This is a genomic window from Actinoplanes sp. NPDC048988 (assembly GCF_043197815.1).
Taxonomy (GTDB): Bacteria; Actinomycetota; Actinomycetes; order Mycobacteriales; family Micromonosporaceae; genus Actinoplanes.
Map to the genome: position 1 here is coordinate 209136 of NZ_JBICTW010000008.1, position 16665 is coordinate 225800.

A 16665-nucleotide genomic window follows, 5' to 3' on the forward strand; every position below is an offset into this window, starting at 1 on the left:
CGACTCAGATTAGCGTTTGCGGGTGGGCGACATCCGCTTTCAGCGCCACGGGGGTGCCGGTGGCGGCGGGCAGCGAGAAGGTGATGATCGTGCCGCCGCCGCGGTTGTCCTCGGCGGTGATGACGCCGCCGTGCCGTTCGACGATGCGGTGGCAGATCGCCAGGCCGAGGCCGGTGCCGGGGATGCCCGAGGACTGGTGGGCGCGGTGGAATCCGTTGAAGATCGCCTCGTGCTGGCCGGCCGGCACGCCGAGGCCGCGGTCGGCGACCTGGACGACGACCTTCCGGCCGTCCTCGGTCCGGTGCGCGGTGACGTCGACGCGCGGCGTCCGGCCCGCCGCCGTGTATTTGACGGCGTTGCCGATCAGGTTGTTCAGCAGCTGCCGGATCAGGGCCGGGTCGGCCGCGACCGGGGGCAGGTCGCCGACGTAGATGGTCGGCATCGAGCGGCGGGCCGCGCTGGCGGCGTCGAGATGGGCGATCGCCACCTCGTCGGCCAGGGCGTGCAGGTCCAGGTCGACCGGCCGGATACCCCCCTCGCGAGCGGCGGCGTAGGTGAGCAGGTCGTCGATGAGGGTGCCCATCCGGGTCACCCCCGCCGTGATCTTGCGGAGGTCGGGACGGATCTCGGCCACGTCGACCGCGGACCGGCCCTCGAGTTCCTCGTCGAGAAACTCGGCGTGGGCCTGCACGGTGGCCAGCGGGGCCTTGAGGTCGTGGGCGACGACGCCGGCGAACGCGGTGAGGTCGGCCTTCTGCTGGCGCAGCACGATCTGGGTGGACCGCAGGTCGGCCGTCGCGGCCTCGACCCGGGACTCGGCCCGGGCCCGCCCGCTGGCCAGCGTGTGCACGAGCAGGGCGAGCGCGACGGTGAACAGCAGCCCGGCCAGGGTCACCGCCGCCGGCAGGTTCTTCGTGCCGGGCATCGTCGACGTGGGGGAGGCGACGACGATCGTCCAGTGCCGCTGGGCCACCGGGATGGTGACGGTTCGGTGCAGGTCACGCAGTCCGGGCGCGGGGGCGCGCAGGGTCGCCACGACCGAGGGCACAGCGTCGAGGCCCTGAGCCTGGAGGGTGACGTCGATGCCGCTCTGCGCGACCAGGCGGAGACTGTCGCCGAGGAAGGTCTCGCTGCGCAGGCCCATCAGCAGCCAGCCGCGGAACGGCTTGACGCCGTGGGCGCCGGCCGGTCCCCACAGGCCCGTGGTCAGCAGGAACGAACTCTGCCTGACCCCTTCCGGCAGGGTCTCGTCCCGCTTGAGGACGAACGGGTCGGAGAGCGTGACCTGGCCGGTGCGCCGCGCCTCGGCGAACGTCGCCGCCGGGACGGCGCTCGCCGCGAGATCGCTGGTCGTGGTCGAGGGCGTGCTGCCGTCAAAGCGTACGGAGAAGATGGGAAAGATGTGTTCCTGGAAGTTCGTGTCGGGGCTCAGCCGGAGATCCGGTACGCCACGACCGCGCCATTTCGCCTGAGCCGCGGCCACGCCGGGGCGGTCGGTGGCGATCAGATAGGTCAGCGAGGTGGCCCCGGCCAGCCGCAGCTGGGTGAGCGGGGCCGCGGTCTGCGCGAACTTCGAGGCGTTCAGGCTTTCGAAGGCGCCGATCGCGCCGGCCGTCGTGCGCAGCGTGTCGATGTAGCGGGCGGCCTGGTTGGTGACGGCCTGGGCGACGAGCCCGGCGCGGCGGTCCATGACGGCGTCGAATCCCTGACGCTGCTGCTGGTCGAGGAGCACGCCGCCGCCGACGCTGGCCAGGACGCCCACCACGATCACGACGACGGTCCAGGCCCATGTCTGCCGCCTGGAGAGAGCCCTCACCCCTACCCGATCGGCACGACCCCGGCGGGACTGAGCAGCCCGCCGGGGTCGGCACGAATCAGGAGTTGAGCATCTTGCGGAGCACGTACTGCAGGATGCCGCCGTGCCGGTAGTAGTCGGCCTCGCCGGGCGTGTCGATGCGGACGTCGGCGTCGAACTCGATGCCGGTGTCCGTACGGACCTTGACCGTGCGCGGGGTCTCGCCGTCGTTGAGCGCGGTCACGCCGGTGATCGTGAAGGTCTCGGTGCCGGTGAGGCCCAGCGACTCCGCGTTCGTCTTCGGCGGGAACTGCAGCGGCAGCACGCCCATGCCGATCAGGTTCGAGCGGTGGATGCGCTCGTAGCTCTCGGCGATGACGGCGCGGACGCCGAGGAGCATGGTGCCCTTGGCCGCCCAGTCGCGCGACGAGCCTGAGCCGTACTCCTTGCCGGCCAGGATGACCAGCGGCACGCCGGCCTCCTGGTAGGCCACCGAGGCGTCGTAGATCGTGCTCTGGTCGCCGGTGAGGTGGTTGACCGTGAAGCCGCCCTCGACGCCCGGCACGAGCTGGTTGCGCAGCCGGATGTTGGCGAACGTGCCCCGGATCATGACCTCGTGGTTGCCGCGGCGCGAGCCGTAGCTGTTGAACTCGTGCCGCGGGACGCCGTGCTCGGCCAGGTACTTGCCCGCGGGCGAGTCCGGCTTGATCGAGCTGGCCGGCGAGATGTGGTCGGTCGTGACCGAGTCACCCAGCTTGGCCAGCACGCGAGCGCCCGAGATGTCGTTCACCGGCTGCGGCGAGGCGGCCATGCCCTCGAAGTAAGGAGGCTTGCGGACGTACGTCGACTCGTCGCTCCACTCGAAGGTCTTGCCCTCGGGGGTCGGCAGCGACTGCCACTTCTCGTCGCCGGCGAACACGTCGGAGTACGCGGTGCTGAAGCCCTCGGCCCCGATCGCCGACGCGATGACGTCGTCGACCTCCTTGGCGGTGGGCCAGATGTCGTTCAGGTAGACCGGCTTGCCGTCCGAGCCCGTGCCGAGCGGCTCGGTCGTGATGTCCAGGTCCATCGTGCCGGCCAGCGCGTACGCCACGACCAGGGGCGGGGACGCCAGGTAGTTCATCTTGACGTCCGGGTTGATCCGGCCCTCGAAGTTGCGGTTGCCGGAGAGCACGCTGACCGCGGTCAGGTCGGCCTCGTTGACGGCGGCCGAGACCTCCTCGGGCAGCGGGCCCGAGTTGCCGATGCAGGTCGTGCAGCCGTAACCGACCAGGTTGAAGCCGATCTTGTCGAGGTACGGCGTGAGGCCGGCCCGGTCGTAGTAGTCGGAGACCACCTTGGAGCCCGGGGCGAGGGTGGTCTTGACCCACGGCTTGCGGGTCAGGCCGCGCTCGACGGCCTTCTTCGCGAGCAGCGCCGCGCCGATCATGACCTGCGGGTTCGACGTGTTGGTGCAGGAGGTGATCGCGGCGATCACCACGGCGCCGTGGTCGAGCTCGTACTCGACGCCGTCCTCGCCCTTGACCCGGGTCGGCTTGGAGGGTCGGCCCTCGGCGCCGTTGGCCGCGCTGACCAGGTGGTGCGGCTTGTCGGCGGCCGAGTCCTCGTGGTTGGCCGGCGGGTCGCTGGCCGGGAAGGACTCCTCGCTCGCCTCGTCGGCCGGCCCGGAGTCGGTGACGTAGTTGGTGAGGGCCTCGCGGAACATCGGCTTGGCCGCGTTCAGCGGCACCCGGTCCTGCGGGCGCTTCGGGCCGGCCAGCGACGGCACGATGGTCGACAGGTCGAGCTCGAGCTTCTCGGAGTAGTCCGGCTCGGCGTTCGGGTCGAGCCAGAGACCCTGACGCTTGGCGTACGCCTCGACGAGCGCCACCTGCTGCTCGGAGCGGCCGGTGAGCTTGAGGTACTTGATCGTCTCGTCGTCGATCGGGAAGATCGCGACGGTCGAGCCGTACTCGGGCGACATGTTGCCGATGGTGGCCCGGTTGGCCAGCGGCACGGCGCTCACGCCGGGGCCGTAGAACTCGACGAACTTGCTGACCACGCCGTGCTCGCGAAGCATCTCGGTGATCGTCAGCACCAGGTCGGTGGCGGTCGTGCCGGCCGGCATCTCGCCGTTCAGCTTGAAGCCGACGACCCGCGGGATCAGCATGCTGACCGGCTGGCCGAGCATCGCGGCCTCGGCCTCGATGCCGCCGACGCCCCAGCCCAGCACGCCCAGGCCGTTGACCATGGTGGTGTGCGAGTCGGTGCCGACCACGGTGTCGGGGTAGGCCTGGCCGTTGCGCTCCATGATCGTACGGGCCAGGTATTCGATGTTGACCTGGTGCACGATGCCGGTGCCGGGCGGCACGACCTTGAACTCGTTGAACGCGGTCTGTCCCCAGCGCAGGAACTGGTAGCGCTCGCGGTTGCGCTGGTACTCCAGCTCGACGTTGCGGGCGAAGGCGTCCTCGCGGCCGAACAGGTCGGCGATGACCGAGTGGTCGATGACCAGCTCGGCCGGGGCGAGCGGGTTGACCTTGGTCGGGTCGCCGCCCAGCTCCTTCACGGCCTCGCGCATGGTGGCCAGGTCGACCACACAGGGCACACCGGTGAAGTCCTGCATCAGGACCCGCGCCGGGGTGAACTGGATCTCGACGCTGGGGTCGGCGGTCTGGTCCCAGCCGCCGAGGGCGCGGATGTGGTCGGCGGTGATGTTCGCGCCGTCCTCGGTCCGCAGCAGGTTCTCCAGCAGGATCTTCAAGGAGTAGGGCAGGCGGTGGTGCCCCTCGACCTTGTCGATCGTGAAAATCTCGTAGCTCGCGTCACCGACGCGCAGCTCGCTCTTCGCACCAAAGGTGTCGAGGCTGGCCACGTCATCTCCTTCACACCCAGCGATCGTCGGACAAGTCTTTCGCACCGAATGAGCGGCCTTCGGGTTAGGCATACCTAACTCTCGGTTCACGTTTCCCGTAAACCGTACGTCCGTCTTGTAAGGCCGCGCAAGGCGGGGTCGGGCATCCCTCTCACGTTTACTCCCGTTGGGCCGTGGGCACACCTCGAACCGTGCAGGCACCCACCGATTCCGATGGGCTGACCGAGTTCTTCGACCGCTACGGGACCGCGCTGACCAGTGGGGACGTCTCGGCCATCGCGAACTGCTACGCGCTGCCGGGCATGGTGGTGGCCGACTCGTACAGCTTCACGTTCGCCTCGCCGGCCGCCGTCGCCCTGTCGTTCCTGGGTGCCGCGCCCGCGTACCAGGAGCAGCAGATCGTCGCCGCCCACGCTCAGTTGACCGAGGTGCAGCCGCTGTCGGCCCGGCTGACCATGGTCGCTGTCGAGTGGGAGTACCTGGACAGCTCGGGCAACGCCGTGCCCGGCGAACGCTACCGCTACCTGCTGCGGGTCGACGAGCACGGCCCTCGGATCACCACGGTCGTGGCGACGCACTGAATTGAGTTCATTCAAGGTCTACCTGGGCCGACGACGCGCCGCAGCCTACCGCCCTGGTCTCCACGGCCCTGAATAATCCTCAATTGTCGGAGGCCGGTGCGAGGATGTTCCGGTGACCACGATCGAGATCGACTCCGTCGCGCCCGCTTCTCTGGTCCGCTCATCGCCGCGCTGGCTGCTCGTGCACTACGTACGGCCCGACGGTGACTATGCGGCCTGGTCGCTGCACGCCTGGGGTGACATCGAGCCGGGGCAGATCAACGGCTATCCGGGCGGCCGCCCTTTCGCTGGTGAGGACTCTTACGGCCGGTTCGCCTGGGTCGCGCTGACCCCCGGGGCGCGGGACGTCGGGTTTGTTCTCGTCGATCGTGCCGGGGTCAAGGACGTTCCGGACGACCGGCACGTCGACCCGTCGGTGATCTCCGAGATCTGGCTGCGGCCCGGCGACCCGACGATCTACACGTCACCGCGCAGTTCCGACATCTCCGATTCTTCCGGCGACGTGATCATCCACTACCGGCGGCCCGACGGCGACTACGCGGGCTGGGGACTGCACGCCTGGGAGGGCACAAAATCCAAGCCCGTCTGGCGTACGCCGATCATGCCCTCGGCGTGGGACGCGTTCGGCGCCGTCTTCCGGGTGCCGGTGCGCCCCGACGCGATCGGGCTGCGCTTCGTCCTGCATCGCGGCGAGCAGAAAGACCTGCCCGACGACCAGCGGATCGACCTCTCCGTAGCCCGCGAGTTGTGGCTGGTCGGCGGCACGGTCGCCCCCGTCCGGCCCGACGTGGGCACGCTCGGCCCGGAACTCGACCCGGCCCGGTCCCTGGCCGTCTTCGTCGACCGGACGACCATCGCGCTGCCCGGCGACCTGGCCGACCGGGCCGCGGTGTTCGCGCTGGCCGGCGACGACCTCGAGGTGCCTCTGACACCGCGGCCGGGCGGGCTGTTCCAGGCGCAGAGCCGCAAGTTCCCCCACCTGCGGGCGTACCGTGCCTTCTCGGTGCGCGAGCTGGGCGACGCGGTGCTCGGGTCGCTGCTGCGCGGGCAGTTGCTCGTCGTCGGCCAGGACCCGCGCGGTGAGGTCACCGCCCTGACCGGCGTGCAGATGGCCGGCGTGCTCGACGACCTCTACGCCGACGCGGCCGACGCCGAGCTGGGGCTGGTGCTCGACGCGGAACGCTCCTTCGTGGCGGTGTGGGCGCCGACCGCCCGGTCGGTGGCGCTGGAGATCTTCCGTACGCCGGCCGACGATCCCAAGGTCCTGCCGATGGACCGCGACGACGTGACCGGGGTGTGGTCGGCCGGCGTCAAACGCAAGTGGCTGGGTCGCTACTACCGTTTTCGCGTCGAGGTCTGGCATCCGGCCGCCCAGCGGGTCGTGACGGCCGGCGTCACCGACCCGTACTCGCTGGGTCTCGCCGCCGATTCGACGCACAGCCTGCTCGTCGACCTCGACGATCCCGCGCTGGCCCCGCCGGGCTGGGACGCGCTGGCCAAACCGGCGCCGGTGGCGCCGGCCCGCATGCAGATCAGCGAGGTGTCGATCCGCGAGTTCTCGATCTTCGATCAGTCGCTGCCGGCCGCGCTGCGCGGCACCTACGGCGCCTTCGCCCACCTCGAGTCCGACTCGATGCGGCATCTGCGCTCGCTTGCGGACGCGGGCCTGACCCACGTACACCTCCTGCCGGCCTTCGACTTCGCGACCGTGCCCGACCGGCGGGCCGATCAGGCGACGCCCGCCTGCGACCTGGCGACCTTTCCGCCGGACTCGCCCGCGCAGCAGGCCGCCGTCATGGAGATCGCCGACGAGGACGGGTTCAACTGGGGTTACGACCCGTGGCACTACACGGCGCCCGAGGGCAGCTTCGCGGCCGACCCGGCCGGGCCGTCGCGCATCCTGGAGTTCCGCACCATGGTGGCGGCGCTGAACGCGATCGGGCTGCGCGTGGTCATGGACGTGGTCTACAACCACACGATGCACGACGGGCTCGGCCGCTTCAGCGTGCTCGACAAGATCGTGCCGGGCTACTATCACCGGCTGCTGGCCGACGGCACCACCGCCGAGTCGACCTGCTGCCCGAACACGGCCACCGAGCACATGATGATGGGCCGGCTGGTCGTCGACTCGGTCGAGACCTGGGCCCGGCAGTACAAGGTCGACGGATTCCGCTTCGACCTGATGGGACACCACCCCCGCGCCAACATCCTCGAGGTGCGGGTGACGCTCGACCATCTGCCCCACGGCAAGGACATCTACCTGTACGGCGAGGGGTGGAACTTCGGCGAGGTCGCGTACGACGCGCGGTTCGCCCAGGCCACTCAGATCAACATGGCCGGTACGGGCATCGGCACCTTCAACGACCGCCTGCGCGACGCCGCCCGCGGCGGTGGCTCGTTCGGCGACCCGTCGGTGCCGGGCTTCGCGACCGGGCTGGGCTCCCGGACGCCGCTGTACGTCCACGACGAGATCAAGGTGGGTCTGTCGGGCGCCCTGTCCACGTACCGGTTCGTGACGCACACCGGTGCCGAGCTGAGCGGTGCCCAGATCGACTACAACGGCTCGCCGAGCGGGTACGCGCTGTCGCCGGGCGAGACGGTCAACTACGTCGACGCCCACGACAACGAGATCCTGTACGACGCGATGGCCTTCAAGCTGCCGCGGTCCAGCTCGGCCACCGACCGCGCGCGCATGCAGATCCTGGCGCTGTCGCTGGTGGTGCTCGGCCAGGGCGTCGGTTTCGTGGCGATGGGCAGCGAGCGGCTGCGCTCGAAATCGCTCGACCGTAACTCGTTCAACTCGGGCGACTGGTTCAACCAGATCCGCTGGGACCCGGCCCTGGGCAACGGTTTCGGCCTGGGCCTGCCGCCGGAGGCGGACAACGAGGACCAGTGGGACCGGGCCCGGCCGCTGCTGGCCGACCCGGCGCTGGTCCCGCCGCCGGAGGCGATCGAGATGACCGCCGAGCGCTACCGCGAGTTGCTGCGGATCCGGCGTTCCTCGCCGGTCTTCGGCCTGCCGACCGCCGAGGAGGTGCAGCGCCGCCTGACGTTCCCGCTGGGCGGCCCGGCCGAGACCCCCGGCGTGATCGTGATGTGCCTGGACGGCACCGGCCTCGACCCGCGGTGGAGCACGATCGTGGTGGTCTTCAACGCGACCGAGGAGACGGTGCAGCAGGAGGTGCCGGCACTGGCCGGGGTGGACCTGCGCCTACACCCCGAGGTGGCCGGTTCGGCCGACCCGCTGCTGCGCACGGCCACGGCGGCCGGCGACCTGCTGACGGTGCCCGGGCGCTCGGTCGCGGTCTTCGTGGCCGACGTACGGTGAGTCTCGACGGACGCCGGGGATGCGCGAACCTCCGCCGCTCGCAAGAATGGGTCCAGCGCGGAAAGGGGGAGCCGTTGCGCGAGGTGAACTACGACGATCGGCAGCATCTGGTCTACGCCCGGGCCAGGGCACTGCCGCCCGAGACGATGACCGAGTGGCTGCGCGCCTTCGCCCGCCACGCGCCGCCCGGGCGCCCGCTGACCGTGCTCGACCTCGGCTCGGGCACGGGCCGGTTCACCCCGCTGCTGGCCGACGAGTTCGGCGGTCCGGTCTACGGCGTCGAGCCGTCGGTGCGCATGCGCGAGGTCGCCGAGGCGAACGCGACCCACCCGGCGGTGACATACCTGGAGGGCTCGGCCACCGAGATCCCCCTACCCGACGCGAGCTGCGACCTGGTGCTGCTCTTCCTGGTGCTTCACCACGTCCGCGACCACAGGGCGGCGGCGGCCGAGATCGCCCGCGTCCTGCGCCCCGGCGGCCGGGCCCTGATCCGCAGCTCGTTCCCCGACCGCATGCCCGAGCTGCTCTGGTACAGCTACTTCCCCGGCGCCCGCCTGGTCGACGAGCAGGTCTTCCCGCGCATGGACCCCCTGATCGAGGACTTCGCCGAGTCCGGCCTGACCTACGTGACAGTCGACCGCATCCAGGAACGCATCGCCGACAGCCTCTCCGACTACGCCGACCGCCTACGCCTGCGCGGCTCATCCACCTTCGAGCGCCTGACCGAGGAGGAGATCCTCGACGGCTTCGCCGCCCTGGACGCCGCGGTAGCCACCGAACGCCACCCCCGCCCAGTCGACGAGGAAAGCGACCTCCTGGTCCTGGAACGCGCCCCTTAACAGCGCGCCGGTGTCGCGCCGCGTCGTCTCGTGGCGCGTTTCCTTCGCGCCGCGCCTCTCCTTTGGCGCCGCGCCCTCACGCGCTAGAGTGCGGCCGCCTTTCCGAGTAGGACGAAGCGTTCCCGGGCGTTCGTGCAGAGGCGGGCGGCCAGCTCGAGCTCGGCCCGCGCCTCGGCGGCCCGGCCCAGGCGGGCGAGCAACTCCCCACGCACCCCGGGGAGCAGATGCGAGCCGGGGAGCCGGTCGCGGGCGGCCAGATCGTCCACGATGGCGAGCGCCTCCGCCGGTCCACTCGCCATCGCCACCGCGACGGCCCGGTTGAGCTCGACGACCGGTGACGGCGCGACCCGGCCGAGCGCCTCGTAGAGAAGAACGATGCTGTCCCAGTCGGTCTCGGCCACCGAGGCGGCCGCGGCATGGCAGGCGGCGATCGCGGCCTGTAACCCGTACGGCCCCAAGCCCTTTCCCCACGCCGTGGCCTGACTCAGCGCGGCCTGCCCACGGCGGACAGCCGACCTGTCCCATCTCCTCCTGTCCTGATCCTCCAACAGGATCGGTTCGCCGTCCGGGCCGGTGCGCGCGGGAAAGCGCGCGGCCGTCAGCTCGAAGAGCGCCTGCAACCCGTACACCTCGGGCTCGCCCGGCAGCAACGCCGCCAGCATCCGGGCCAGCCGGATGGCCTCGTACGCCAGATCCTCGCGCACCAGCCGGTCGCCCGAAGTCGCCGTCGAGCCCTCGGTGAAGATCACGTAGAGCACGCTGAGCACCCCGCCGAGCCGCTGTCTTCGCTCGCCGGCCGGCGGCAGCGCGAACGGCACCCGCGCCGCCGCGATCGTCTTCTTGGCGCGGGTGATGCGCGCCTGGATCGTCGGCACCGGCACGAGGAAGGCGCGGGCAATCTCCTCGCTGGTCAGCCCTCCGACCGTGCGCAGGGTGAGTGCCACCCGGGCTTCGGGGGAGAGGACCGGATGACAGGCCACGAACATCAGCGCCAGAACGTCGTCGTCGATCCGGTCCGGGTCCCAGAGCAGGTCGCCCTGACCGTCGTCAGCAGCCGTCCCGGCCGCGGGCACGTACCGCTCGTCGCCGCCGGCGGCCAGCAGCGCGTACCGCTCGTCGCGGGCCGCCCGGCGGCGGAAGCTGTCGATTGCCCGGCGCCGCGCGGTCGCGAGCAGCCAGCCCACCGGGTTGTCCGGCGTGCCGTCGCGGGCCCAGGAGACGAGCGCTTCCGCCACCGCCTCCTGGGCGACGTCCTCGGCCAGCTCGAGATCGCCGGTGTAGCGGGCGAGCGCGCCGACGATGCGCGGTGACTCGATGCGCCAGACGGCCTCGAGTTCCTTGGTCACAGCTGCCCGGTCTGCTCGCGCCACGCGCGCTCCCTGATGACCCACTCGTTGTCCTGTGGGAACTCGTCGATGCTGGGCACCCGCCGGATCTCGGTCTTGGCGCCCGGGAACGCCGGCATCCGCTTGGCCCACTCGATCGCCTCCTCCTTCGAGGCGACGTCGATGATGTAGAAGCCGCCGAACAGCTCCTTGGTCTCCCCGTACGGCCCGTCGGTGACCACCGGGGTCTCACCGCTGTAGTCGACCACCACGCCCTGCGCGGCGTCGTCGAGCCCCTCGGCCGCGATCAGGACGCCCGCCTTGATCAGCGTCTCGTTGAAGCGGCCGACCGTCTCGAGCATCTCGTCGAACGAGACTTCGCCCATCTTGGCCAGGCCCTCGTCGGTGTTGCGCATGATCAGGATGTACTTGGCCATCGTGCTCTCCTCGCGTCGGTGCGGTCGCTCGTCGACCTTCTCACTGACAGGTCGAACGGCGGACCCTCCCATCGACGGGGTTCCGGAAGTTTTTTACCCCGACTTTGGTATGGGGCCGACCCCTACCTTCGGCTCTCCCCACTCATGGCCGTCGGGAGCAGAGTGGGCGGCGTCGTTCCTTGACAACTCCACAGCGACACACCACAGCGATACAGCCCGGCAACCGGTGAGGATGCGCGGCTGCGCTAGATTGCGGGTCCCCTGCCCCGCACCCGCGGGCGTGATCACGGAGGTTGACAGTGCGGCTCGCGTGGGCCCTTGGCGGCATCGCCCTGGTGGCGGCGATCGGCGGATGCACGTCGGACGAGCCCAAGACCTCGACCTTCGTCACGCCGTCCCCGTCGGTGGTCACCTCGCCGCCGCCGTGGACCGAGCCGGCCGACTACTCATACGTGCTCACCCGCGGCTGCGACGACGCCAAGCCGCTCGGGCGCTACCGCGTGACCGTGGCCTCGGGCGAGGTGGCGTCGACCGAGCGGCTGGACGCGTCGGCCGCCGCCCCGGCGAGCAGCAGCGAGGTCGACCTCGGCCCGGTCACCGGCGAGCAGGGCGAGGAGATCGACGCCTTCACGCTGAAGCAGCTGATCGACAACGCGCAGACGGCCGCCGACGACGGCGGTGAGGTCACCCGCACGTTCACCCCGGACGGACTGCCGGTGAAGATCTCCATCAACGTCTCCGAGGAAGGCCCCAGCGGGGCCGAGTGCTTCGCGGTCAGCGACTTCAAGACCTCTTGACCTCGAGTGCGCTCGAACGCCTAGCTTCGCCGGTATGACGACTAGGTTCGATGCGCACAGCACGGCGGCCCAGGTGCTCTCCGGCGTGGACCTGAGCGGCCGCACCGCCATCGTGACGGGCGGATATTCCGGCATCGGGCGGGAGGCGGCGCTCGCCCTCGCCGACGCCGGGGCGTACGTGATCGTCCCGGCGCGCCGGCCCGAGGTGGCGCGGCAGGCGCTGCGCGACGGCCGGATCGACATCCGGCCGATGGACCTCGCCGACCTCGCCTCGGTGGAGAAGGCCGCCGGCGAGATCGTAAGCGACCGCCCGGCGGTCGACATCGTCATCGGGAGCGCGGCCGTGATGGCCTGCCCCGAGACGCGGGTCGGTCCCGGCTGGGAGGCCCAGTTCGCGATCAATCACCTCGGGCACTACGCGCTGGTGGCGCACCTGTGGCCCGCGCTGAAAGCGGCCGAGGCGGCCCGGGTGGTCATGGTCGCCTCCGGGCGGTCGCCCGAGGACCGCATGCGGTGGGACGACATCCATTTCACCCGGGAGTACGACAAGTGGGCCGCGTACGGGCAATCGAAGCTCGCCGCCGTGCTGTTCGCCCACCGCCTCGACCAATGGGGGGTACGCGCCTTTTCCGCCAGCCCCGGGTGGGTGCTCTCGCCGTTGCAGCGGCACTTGGCGCGCACGGAGATGATCGAGGCCGGCTGGATCGACGCCGAGGGCCGGCCGGCGCCGGGGCTGTTCCGCAGTGCCGCTCAGGGCGCCGCCACGCCGGTGTGGGCGGCGACCTCACCGGGCGCGGAGCCGTTCGGCGGCTCCTACTGCCGCGACTGCGCGGCTACCGAGACCTACTCGACCGACGGGCCGGAGGGTGAACGGCTCTGGGACCTCTCCGCGGACCTCACCGGGCTGGACCCGCGTCAGAGTACGACGCGGTAGTGGGTGGTCAGCCGGCCGTCGTCGTCGAGGATGTGGAACGCCAGCATCGAGGGCAGATCACGGGTGATCACGTCGTCGCTCTCGAAGGGCAGCAGCAGAGTCGAGGCGATGCTGGGCGCGACCAGCATCGGTTTGCCGGCGAAGGTGCTCGCCGCGGCCGTATGGGCGTGACCGCAGAGCACCGCCACGACGTTGCCGTGAGCGGCGACGATCTCGGCCAGGCGCTCGGTGGAGAACTGCCGGATCTCGTCGATGAACGGCACCTGAAGCGGTACGGGCGGGTGATGGAAGCAGATGAACGCCGGCAGGTCGGCGGCGGCGGTCAACTCAGCTTCCAGCCAGTCGAGGGTCTCGGGCGCCAGGAGGCCGTCGTTGCGGCCCGGGATGCTGGAGTCGCACATCGCGAAGAACATGCCGCCGACCCGGTGCGCCGAGTTGATCGGGCCGCCGCTCGGTGTCTCCTCAAGCAGAATCTTGCGGTACGCCTCGCGGACGTCGTGATTGCCGGGCAGCAGCAGCGTCGGCACCGGCAGGTCGAGCACCTGGCGCATCCGCTCGTACTCCTGGGCGAAGCCGTGGTCGGCGATGTCCCCGGTCACGAGCACCACGTCGACCGGAACCGGAAGCCCGGCGAGATAGCGCATGACACGCCCCGCACGCTCGACGCTGCGGTCCCCGCCGTCGATATGGACGTCGCTGATATGGGCAATCACGTTCACGCCGCAATCGTATGGCTACGCTTCGCCCTTGTGGACCGCTCGCTCTGTCGGCTTACCGGCAACAAGACCCGCTCATGACCGCACCCGCTCAGCGCATCGCGGCCGCCGTCGCCGACGTTCTGGGACCGTCGGCCCGGTCGGTGATCCTGCATGGCTCCCTGTCGTCCGGCGGCTTCCGGCCGGGCCGCAGCGACATCGACTTACTGGCCGTGACCACCGATCGCCTCACCGACACCCAGATGGACGCGCTGGAGGCTGTGGTCCGCGAGGCCGACCTGGGCGGCCAGGCTTCAGGGGTCGACCTCGATGTCGTGCTCGCGGAGACGGCGGCGGCGCCGTCACCGCGGCCACCTCTCGAGTTGCACGTCGGGCGGTACGAGACCCTGTTCGAGGTGGAGCGCCGGGCCGGGGTCGCGCCCGACCTTCTCGCCGAGCTGTCAATGGCGCGGGCCGGCGGAGAGGCACTGCACGGCCAACCGCCGGGTGAGGTGATCGGGCCCGTCCCGACCCGCTGGGTCGTGGACCGAGGCCGTCAGTGGCTGCGCACCTGGCTGGGCCTGACCGAGGACGACGACCACGCGGCCTTCATGGTCCTGACCGCCTGCCGCATCTGGCATCTCGCGGTCGAGGGCAGCCACCTGCCCAAGGTCGCGGCCGGCCGGTGGGCGCTCGAGCGGCGGCCGAGCCTGATCGCGGTCCGTCAGGCCATCCGCCGGATCGAGCAGGATGATCCCACCCCGATCGATCCGGCGCGACTGGCCGTAGTGCTCGAGACCGTGTTGAAGGAGACGGACTAGCCCGGCAGGCGGGGGCCGGCCTCACGCTGGGAGGCGAGCCAGGCCTCGACGTCGGCCGACGAGCGGGGCAGGCCGGCCGACAGGTTGCGGCAGCCGTCGGCCGTGACCAGCACGTCGTCCTCGATGCGGACACCGACGCCGCGCAGCTCCTCGGGGACCAGCTCGTCCTCGGGCTGGAAGTAGAGGCCGGGCTCGACCGTGAGGACGTAGCCCTCCTTCAGTTCGCCGTCGCGGTAGTTCTCGTTGCGGGCGTTGTTGCAGTCGTGCACGTCGATGCCGAGCATGTGGCCGAAGCCGTGCAGGGTCCAGCGACGGTAGACGGTGCTCTCCTCGCTCATCGCCTCGTCGACGCTGACCGGGAGCAGGCCCAGGTCGTTCAGCCCTTCGGCCAGGACCCGCATGCAAGTCGTGTGCACGTCGCGGAAGAGCACGCCGGGCTTGATGGCGTCCATGCCCGCCTGCTGCGAAGCGTGGACGATGTCGTACACCTGGCGCTGCAGCGGGGTGAACGAACCGGAGACGGGCACCGTGCGGGTCACGTCGGCGGTGTAGAAGTTGTCGCCCTCGACGCCCATGTCCATCAGGAGCAGCTCACCGGGCTTGGTCACCCCGGTGTTGCGGACCCAGTGCAGGATCGTCGCGTGGCTGCCGGCGCCGACGATCGAGGTGTAGCCGACGTCGTTGCCGTCGTGCCGGGCCCGCAGGCCGAAGACGCCCTCGAGCAGCCGCTCCTTGACCCCGCGGTCGGCCGGCAGGATGCGCGCCACGTCCTCGAAGCCGCGGACCGTCGCGTCGATCGCGGCCTGGAGCTGAGCGATCTCCCACTCGTCCTTGACGAGCTTGAGCTCCGAGATCACCCAGGCCAGCTCACGGTCGCGGGGCTTGTCGCGATCGGGCTCGTAGGCCAGCACGGCCCGGTCGACCGCCGCGTCGAGACCGCGCAGGACGCGGGTGCGGCCCGGCGCCGAGTTCGCGAGGGCGGTGCCGAGCTCGCCCAGCGACGCGGTCTCGACGCCCAGCTCGGTCGATTTCTCGCCCAGCGTGTGGGTGCGGCCGACCCACAGCTCGCCGTTGCGGCTGCGGAAGAAGGCGTCGGTGTCCTTCGAGTTGCGCTGGTGGGTGTAGAGCACGGCGTCGTGCCCGGAGCCGCTCGGCCGCAGCACGAGCACGCTGTCGGGGTCGCGGTCGCCGGTGAGGTAGACGAAGTCGCTGCCGGGGCGGAACGTGTAGTCGGTGTCGTTGGCGCGCACCTTCTCGTTGCCGCTCGGGATGATCAGAGTCTCGCCGGGGAAGGCCTCGGAGAGCGCGGCCCGGCGCTTGGCGTAGTTCGGCACCTCGGGGCGAGGCGTGACAGCGATCGGGTCCTCACGCCACCCGGTGCGCATGAACTGCAGAAACGCCTCGGGGAAGCCGGGGTCGTGCGACTCCGTCTTCGCGGCGGGTTGCGCCTTGCCCTGAGTCTTGCCGTCACCCTGCTCGGCCATGGGTGTTGCCTCCGATCGTCGATCCGCCCCCGACGTTACCGCCTGGCTCCGGCGGAACGCAGTCCCGGGAGACGATGATCAACATCCCGCCCACTCAGCGGGCGGGCAGGGTGAGGCAGGCGGCCCGCTCGCCGGCCGTCCCGGCCGCTCCGGCGCGGGTACGGGTGGTCAGTGTGTGGATGACCAGCGAGCGCGGCGAGGACCCGGCCGTGAAGCTCCAGCGCTGCTCGCTCGTGACGGTGGCCGCGCCGGTGGCGTCGGCGGTGAAGTCCAGCCAGATCTCGTTGCGCGGGTTGGCGTAGGACGGGTTCACCGAGGGCGTCTTGGGGTCTTTCTGGTGCTGGAAGTGCGGGCCGGCGTCGGCCGGGGCGGCGGTGCAGGGGGCGGTGTGCAGATGGGCGCCGTACGACCGGCGGGGGATCAGGCCGCTGGTGGTCAGGCGGACGATCATGCCGGCGGCGTTGCGGGCGATGCCGACCTCGGCCCGCGCGCCCGGGGGAACCACCGTGGGCTCGTAGGTGATCGCCGGGGAGTCGGGGCGGTAGGGCAGGAAGGTGCCGGCGGCGACGGTGTCGGGCGCCCATGACACGGCCGGGGACGCGCTCATGGCGCCCTGGTAGACCACCCAGGCCGAGGCCGAGGCCGCCGAGGGCAGGGCGGCCGGCTCGACCTCCACCGAGTTGGTGCAGGCGGCGAGCAGAGCGGCGGGAGCGGCGAGGGCCAGGGCGCGGAGGATCATCGGGTGATCTTCTCAAAAAGGTACTTATCGGGCGAG

The 16665-nt window shown here is 70.8% G+C and carries 13 protein-coding genes; 6 read left to right on the top strand and 7 right to left on the bottom strand.

What is annotated here, in order from left to right:
• Positions 1–4 precede the first annotated feature (4 nt).
• Positions 5–1816, bottom strand: coding sequence for an ATP-binding protein (locus ACGFJ7_RS25585; RefSeq protein WP_360259477.1), 1812 nt, complete (start codon positions 1814–1816; stop codon positions 5–7).
• A gap of 58 nt (positions 1817–1874) precedes the next feature.
• A complete protein-coding gene (acnA, locus tag ACGFJ7_RS25590; RefSeq protein WP_360259479.1) occupies positions 1875–4649 on the bottom strand; it encodes an aconitate hydratase AcnA in 2775 nt (924 codons plus the stop codon).
• A 191-nt stretch (positions 4650–4840) separates the two neighbouring features.
• Between acnA and ACGFJ7_RS25595 the strand changes: the two genes are divergently transcribed.
• The 3 genes from ACGFJ7_RS25595 (at position 4841) to ACGFJ7_RS25605 (ending at position 9397) form a co-directional block, all read left to right on the top strand.
• Positions 4841–5230, top strand: a complete 390-nt coding sequence (locus tag ACGFJ7_RS25595) for a hypothetical protein (protein ID WP_360259534.1) — start codon at positions 4841–4843, stop codon at positions 5228–5230.
• A 112-nt stretch (positions 5231–5342) separates the two neighbouring features.
• A complete protein-coding gene (gene pulA, locus ACGFJ7_RS25600) occupies positions 5343–8558 on the top strand; it encodes a pullulanase-type alpha-1,6-glucosidase (protein WP_392644156.1) in 3216 nt (1071 codons plus the stop codon).
• An 83-nt stretch (positions 8559–8641) separates the two neighbouring features.
• Positions 8642–9397 (top strand): class I SAM-dependent methyltransferase, encoded by a 756-nt coding sequence (locus ACGFJ7_RS25605; RefSeq protein WP_392644276.1) that lies wholly within the window; start codon positions 8642–8644, stop codon positions 9395–9397.
• An 83-nt stretch (positions 9398–9480) separates the two neighbouring features.
• Here the strand turns inward: ACGFJ7_RS25605 and ACGFJ7_RS25610 are convergent, their stop codons facing one another.
• The gene (locus ACGFJ7_RS25610; RefSeq protein ID WP_392644158.1) at positions 9481–10767 is read right to left on the bottom strand and encodes an RNA polymerase sigma factor; all 1287 of its coding nucleotides are present in this window, start codon (positions 10765–10767) and stop codon (positions 9481–9483) included.
• Positions 10740–11159 (bottom strand): YciI family protein, encoded by a 420-nt coding sequence (locus ACGFJ7_RS25615; protein WP_360259488.1) that lies wholly within the window; start codon positions 11157–11159, stop codon positions 10740–10742. The genes ACGFJ7_RS25610 and ACGFJ7_RS25615 overlap by 28 nt, the downstream gene beginning before the upstream one ends.
• 299 nt (positions 11160–11458) lie before the next feature.
• Here ACGFJ7_RS25615 and ACGFJ7_RS25620 point away from each other — a divergent pair, with 299 nt between their 5' ends.
• The gene (locus tag ACGFJ7_RS25620) at positions 11459–11956 is read left to right on the top strand and encodes a hypothetical protein (RefSeq protein ID WP_360259491.1); all 498 of its coding nucleotides are present in this window, start codon (positions 11459–11461) and stop codon (positions 11954–11956) included.
• A gap of 34 nt (positions 11957–11990) precedes the next feature.
• The gene (locus ACGFJ7_RS25625) at positions 11991–12890 is read left to right on the top strand and encodes an SDR family NAD(P)-dependent oxidoreductase (protein WP_392644160.1); all 900 of its coding nucleotides are present in this window, start codon (positions 11991–11993) and stop codon (positions 12888–12890) included.
• Here ACGFJ7_RS25625 and ACGFJ7_RS25630 read toward each other — a convergent pair.
• Positions 12872–13609: a metallophosphoesterase gene (locus ACGFJ7_RS25630; protein WP_360259496.1), complete on the bottom strand. Its 738-nt coding sequence runs from the start codon at positions 13607–13609 to the stop codon at positions 12872–12874. The two genes, ACGFJ7_RS25625 and ACGFJ7_RS25630, sit on opposite strands and share 19 nt — an antisense overlap.
• Before the next feature lie 74 nt (positions 13610–13683).
• Here ACGFJ7_RS25630 and ACGFJ7_RS25635 point away from each other — a divergent pair, with 74 nt between their 5' ends.
• Positions 13684–14406, top strand: a complete 723-nt coding sequence (locus ACGFJ7_RS25635; RefSeq protein WP_392644162.1) for an aminoglycoside adenylyltransferase domain-containing protein — start codon at positions 13684–13686, stop codon at positions 14404–14406.
• Here the strand turns inward: ACGFJ7_RS25635 and ACGFJ7_RS25640 are convergent.
• Positions 14403–15890, bottom strand: a complete 1488-nt coding sequence (locus tag ACGFJ7_RS25640) for an aminopeptidase P family protein (protein ID WP_360259501.1) — start codon at positions 15888–15890, stop codon at positions 14403–14405. The genes ACGFJ7_RS25635 and ACGFJ7_RS25640 overlap by 4 nt on opposite strands.
• Positions 15891–15984: 94 nt before the next feature.
• A complete protein-coding gene (locus tag ACGFJ7_RS25645; RefSeq protein ID WP_392644164.1) occupies positions 15985–16629 on the bottom strand; it encodes a superoxide dismutase family protein in 645 nt (214 codons plus the stop codon).
• Positions 16630–16665 lie beyond the last annotated feature (36 nt).